6 protein-coding genes are annotated in these 5,352 nt (G+C 34.9%); 4 read left to right on the top strand and 2 right to left on the bottom strand.

What is annotated here, in order from left to right; all coding sequences use genetic code 11:
* The first annotated feature begins 90 nt into the window (after positions 1 to 90).
* The 4 genes from WBN20_RS12190 (at position 91) to WBN20_RS12175 (ending at position 4,243) form a co-directional block, all read left to right on the top strand.
* Positions 91 to 1,566 carry an FG-GAP repeat domain-containing protein gene (locus tag WBN20_RS12190; protein ID WP_424281882.1) on the top strand — a complete coding sequence of 492 codons (1,476 nt, stop codon included), beginning with the start codon at positions 91 to 93 and terminating at the stop codon, positions 1,564 to 1,566.
* A gap of 81 nt (positions 1,567 to 1,647) precedes the next feature.
* Positions 1,648 to 2,076, top strand: a complete 429-nt coding sequence (locus WBN20_RS12185) for a 3D domain-containing protein (protein ID WP_424281881.1) — start codon at positions 1,648 to 1,650, stop codon at positions 2,074 to 2,076.
* Between the two features lie 33 nt (positions 2,077 to 2,109).
* Positions 2,110 to 2,784, top strand: coding sequence for a peptidoglycan recognition protein family protein (locus WBN20_RS12180; RefSeq protein WP_424281880.1), 675 nt, complete (start codon positions 2,110 to 2,112; stop codon positions 2,782 to 2,784).
* A complete protein-coding gene (locus WBN20_RS12175; protein ID WP_424281879.1) occupies positions 2,774 to 4,243 on the top strand; it encodes a M14 family metallopeptidase in 1,470 nt (489 codons plus the stop codon). The genes WBN20_RS12180 and WBN20_RS12175 overlap by 11 nt, the downstream gene beginning before the upstream one ends.
* A 54-nt stretch (positions 4,244 to 4,297) precedes the next feature.
* Here WBN20_RS12175 and WBN20_RS12170 read toward each other — a convergent pair whose 3' ends face one another.
* Both WBN20_RS12170 and WBN20_RS12165 read right to left on the bottom strand, forming a co-directional pair.
* A complete protein-coding gene (locus WBN20_RS12170) occupies positions 4,298 to 4,483 on the bottom strand; it encodes a hypothetical protein (RefSeq protein WP_424281878.1) in 186 nt (61 codons plus the stop codon).
* 194 nt (positions 4,484 to 4,677) lie between these two features.
* On the bottom strand, positions 4,678 to 5,352 hold a 675-nt coding region (locus tag WBN20_RS12165), incomplete at its 5' end, for a vWA domain-containing protein (protein ID WP_424281877.1).

Here is a 5,352-nt window from a genome sequence, read left to right as displayed (position 1 = left end):
CCAATGATGGCAAAAGACAGAACCTATGTACCTCTTCCTCCATAGGCCAACTATTTTGGAAACTTATGTTGTAAAGGCTATCTTCATTCTATGATCCATAGTTATAATTTCTTTAAAAACTTTAAATACAGCAGTCTGGTATTTGGTATATCCATAGTGCTCTGTGGTTGTAACTCTCCAAAAAAGGATAGAGAAGTGGTCCTCTATGAAACCTATTGTGCCAGCTGCCACATCCCTCCCGAAATTAATAGCTTACCAAAGGATATTTGGTCAGAGAAGATACTTCCCGAAATGGGGGCAAGGTTAGGGATAAGAGACTCAGGTTATAATCCCTATAAGGGGCTATCATTTGTAGAAATGGAAGCAGTTATTAAGACCGGAATATTTCCGGGAAAACCCATGCTTGATAAAAAGGATTGGGAACTGCTAAAGGAATATATTATTAGAAATGCGCCAGATTCTTTAGCAAAAAACCAGCGCAGTGTTGTTCCAGAAGAATTATCCCAGTTCACTTCAACCAGGATTTCTATTGATAGTACAAAAGGGGCCTTATTTACTTATATGGAATTTAATAAAGATAAAAATAAACTCATGCTGGGGGATATTTATGGCAACTTATCTGAATACAGTTTTGCTGAGAATCAAAACACCCGTATTGGTAGATTTGGCAGTCCGGTGGTGTCTATAGAAGAAGATGGAGATAATATGATTGTGGCTGCAATTGGAAGTATAAGACCTAGTGAGCTATTATCTGGCAGGCTATTTGAAGTAAATCCGGACACAATAACGATTATTCCTGAAGCACTCCATCGCCCGGTGCACATAATTGCTCATGATTTTGACAAGGACGGAATAAAAGAATTGATTATTAGTGAATTTGGAGACGTAAAAGGTCAGCTTTCACTTTTTAAAAAAAGTACTAAAGAAGAAAGCTTTACAAAGCATGTACTTTTAAATCAACCTGGCGCAATAAAAGCTGTAATACGTGATATGGATAAGGATGGTAAGGAAGATCTTGTAGTATTAACTGCTCAGGGTGATGAAGGGATTACCATACTTTATCATGAAAATGATTTAAAATTCAGCCCGGAAAAGGTTATCCGTTTTAGTCCTGTATATGGCACCAGCGCGTTTCAAATAATTGATTATGATCATGATGGTGATGATGATATAATTACGGTGCACGGGGATAATGCTGACAAATCCTTTGTGCCGAAGCCTTATCATGGAATGCGCATTCATATAAATAATGGAAAAAATTCTTTTACAGAGGCATATTTTTATCCATTAAATGGTGCTACCGCCCTTGAAGTCTTAGACTTCGATCAGGACGGAGATATCGATATTGCCTTGGTATCATCATTCCCTGATTATCAAAATAACCCGGATTTATCGTTTGTGTTTTTAGAAAATAAAAACGAGCTTAACTTTGAATTTTCTGTAAATACTTTTACAGATTCCAATATTGGGAGATGGTTCTTAATGGATACCGGGGATATTGATAACGATGGAGATGAAGACATCATTTTAAGTTCATTCACCTATATATTTACACCCGTACCCTAGTCTTTTTCGAAGCAATGGAACAAGGAAAAAGTTGATATAATGGTATTAAAGAACACGTTAAACTAAGGCAAACTGAATATTATGGTTAGAATTTTTTTAACTTTTTTACTTGGTTCGCTATTAAGTTCTTGTAATAGTCAAAATAAAGAAAAGAAGGAGTTAATTTGGAATTCTGTTGAAGTTACTGCCTCAGCCTATAATTCAGTGAGCTTTCAAACCTCGAGCCAGCCTAATATAGGGGCTTGGGGAGATACGCTTAAACCTGGAATGAAGAGTATTGCTGTATCTCGCGATCTATTAGCCATAGGAATTAATCACAATACCAAGGTAAAAATTAATGGTTTAGACGGAATCTATCTTGTTAAGGATAAAATGAACAAACGATGGAAGAATAAAATAGATATTTATATGGGAGAAAATATAGAGAAAGCTAGGAATTGGGGAATTAAAGAAGTCACCATACAATATTCGCTCAGCCCTGAAGAATTAATAGATACTCTAAAAAAATAATCCAAATATTGTAAAATTTATCCTTCCATATTAATGAAACAGTTTGTCATTATATTTTCGGCAATTATTATTTTGTCTTGTTCGGCTTCCAAAGAAATTGAATACAAACCAATTGTTTTTGATCAGGAGCGGGTGCAATTAACTCGCGAATATTTGTTGGAACGCTATGGGATTCAACAAGAATTACCTGGTATTTCTCCAAAAATGATTGTATTACACTGGACAGTAATTCCAACACTGGAAGAGGCATTTGAGGCATTTTACGCGCCGACTTTACCCGATTGGCGCCCCGATATAGTAAACGTAAGTGGACTTAATGTATCTTCACAATTTATGGTAGACCGGGATGGAACCATTTATAGTTTGATGCCTGAAACAAATATGGCAAGGCATGTCATTGGACTTAATCATTGTGCAATAGGAATTGAAAACATTGGGGGTACTAAAGAATTACCCTTGACCAAGGCCCAGTTAAAGGCAAATATTTGGTTGGTAGACTACCTATATAATAAATATCCAATCGAGTATTTAATTGGACATTACGAGTATACAAATTTTGTAAACCACCCTTTATGGCTGGAGAAAGACGAAACTTACAGAACCGTAAAAACAGATCCGGGTAAAGATTTTATGGAAAAAGTGCGAAAAGCAACCAAAAATCTTAATTTTAAACCCATACCAAAAAACCCAGAAGCTAATGACAATTAAATATCTATACGTACTTCTTTTCATTATAATCAGTACTCAGCTATATGCTCAACCCGTGGATATAACAAATTCCCTGTATGAGACATATGACTCTTATAATGAAACCACTCTGAATAAAAGACGAATTAAACATCAGGAACTAGTACCACTAATAAAAAAATACCGCAATAATTCCAAATTTGATGTTACTAATGTCGGTAACTCAATTGAAGGCAGAACACTATCTCTTATCAGTATTGGAAGAGGTGAAACCGATGTCTTTTTATGGTCGCAAATGCATGGTAATGAACCAACAGCGACCCAAGCCATATTCGATATTTTAAATTTTTTGAATAGTGATGACTTTAAAGATGAAAAAGAAGAAATATTTGAAAATTTAAGGCTTCACTTTTTACCAATGCTAAATCCGGATGGAGCAGAAGTCTTTAAAAGAAGAAATACGCTCGGGGTAGATATTAACAGGGATGCACTAAGACTTCAATCTCCTGAAAGCAAAACTCTTAAAAGAGTTAGAGACAGTTTAAGTGCAAACTTCGGATTTAATCTTCATGACCAAAGTACCTACTACAACGCCGAACGAACTAATAAACCCGCTACTATATCATATCTGGCACCTGCTTATAATTATGAGAAAGATATAAATGAGGTAAGAGGTAATGCTATGAAAGTAATTGTCTTTATGAATAATATTATTCAGAAATATGCCCCGGGACAGGTTGGCAGATATAACGACGATTTTGAACCTAGAGCTTTTGGCGATAATATTCAGAAGTGGGGGACAAGTACAATTTTAATTGAATCTGGTGGCTATCCCGGAGATGTTGAAAAACAGCAAATAAGAAAGTTGAATTACGTCTCTATTCTGTCGGCAATTTATACTATAGCTAAAGGGAATTATAAGGATATTACCCTGGAAGATTATGAAAAAATACCTGAAAATGATCGTAAACTTTTTGATTTAAAAATAGAAGGAATAAGTTATGAATTGATGGGCTCAGAATATATCCTGGATTTAGGTATACAGAGACCAGAGGTGGATATGGAGGGTCATAACGATTTTTGGTATAGCAGCCGAATAATAGATCAGGGCGATCTCTCTACTTATTATGGATATAAGACTTTCGATGCTACTGGCTATATAATTAAATCTGGAAAGGTATATCCAAATACGGTAAAATCAATTAAAGAGCTCAATAAGTTGAATCCCATGGAACTATTAAAATCTGGTTATACTTACATTAGGGTAGAGCAACTAGAAAAAAACATCTTAAATTCACCAATTCCTCTACATATTATTTCATCAACCTATAAAGTTCCAAAATTTAACCTCTCCGTTGGTAAAAATCCAACTTTTCTGCTTACCAAAGATCAGAAAATTGAGAAAGCAGTTGTCAATGGTTTTTTGATAGATTTAGAAACTGGTAATAGCGACTTTGTAAATGCTATGATATATAAGTAGGTTAAGTTAATCTTAGGTCCTAAAATTTAAACCTTCTTTTGTCTATTCCAATGGTTACATGTTTCCGTTGAACAGATAACTATAATTAGCAGTAAGCTGGGAAGCATTTGCAAGTAAGATTACCAACATTGTAAACAAAGCAACTACTATTGTTGAAAACACTAGGAGAACTACACTTTGGTACCATCTGGATAAAGATCCTATTGCACTCTGACGGATAATTTCGTTAATTATAAGCATGATTTCTTTTTTTTAGCGTTAAATATTTTTTTTAATTTTTAACATGATATTTAGGTTGCAATAGTTAATTGGGGTTTCTTGATATAAAACAAGTGGGGTGGCAAAAACCCTACTTTAATACATTATATTTTTAATGATCAAAAAAAAAGAGGTGCTAATTAGCACCTCTTTAAATATTCTGTTTTATAAGTCTTTTATTGGCAGCCTCCCGTAAAGCCTGTAGCATCGAATTTACTTTGCACAGCCCCTTGTAGGTTGCCATTAGTAACCTGTATAGCCAGATTGTTTTCACCACTACCATCTCGTTTTGGAGTGCAATATTCAAAGAGATAAAAACTATTTGCTTGTTCAGTAACCCTTGACGAAATATCATTAAAAGTTGTTTCAAGTTCCTCTTTGTTACCCGCAAAAACACTGGAAGTCTTACCTATTTGCATTAGTATTTCCGTGTCTATTTCAGATCCGAGTCCAATTGCAAAAAAAGAAATATTACTATTAGATTCATTTACTTTTTGGAGAGCTTCCTCTTCGCTATATCTGGAAGCCTGGTCGGTACCATCAGTAAAAACTACAACTGAAGTAGCACCAATAATACTATTATTTGTGCTTTCGTTAAGAAGTTCGGTAGCAATATTAGTTGACTTAATTACCGCTCCGTATAAATCAGTTGATGGGTCATTACTAATTGTAGTGGTTATACTTTCTATTGCAGCTATCAGTTCTTCCCTGGAGGCAGTTAAGGGATTCAATAAATGTAGTTCATCTTCCCCATCAAACCAATATATGGCCATTTTAAAGGAGTCTTCTTCCACTGTTGGCATAACATTATTTATGAAACTGGTCGTTGCAGATTTTAACTCATCCAAACT

It is taken from the genome of Eudoraea sp. (genome assembly GCF_049665975.1).
In the GTDB taxonomy this organism is placed as follows: domain Bacteria; phylum Bacteroidota; class Bacteroidia; order Flavobacteriales; family Flavobacteriaceae; genus Eudoraea.
The sequence above is the reverse complement of the archived record's forward strand: the minus strand, read 5'-3'. Positions and strand labels throughout refer to the sequence as shown.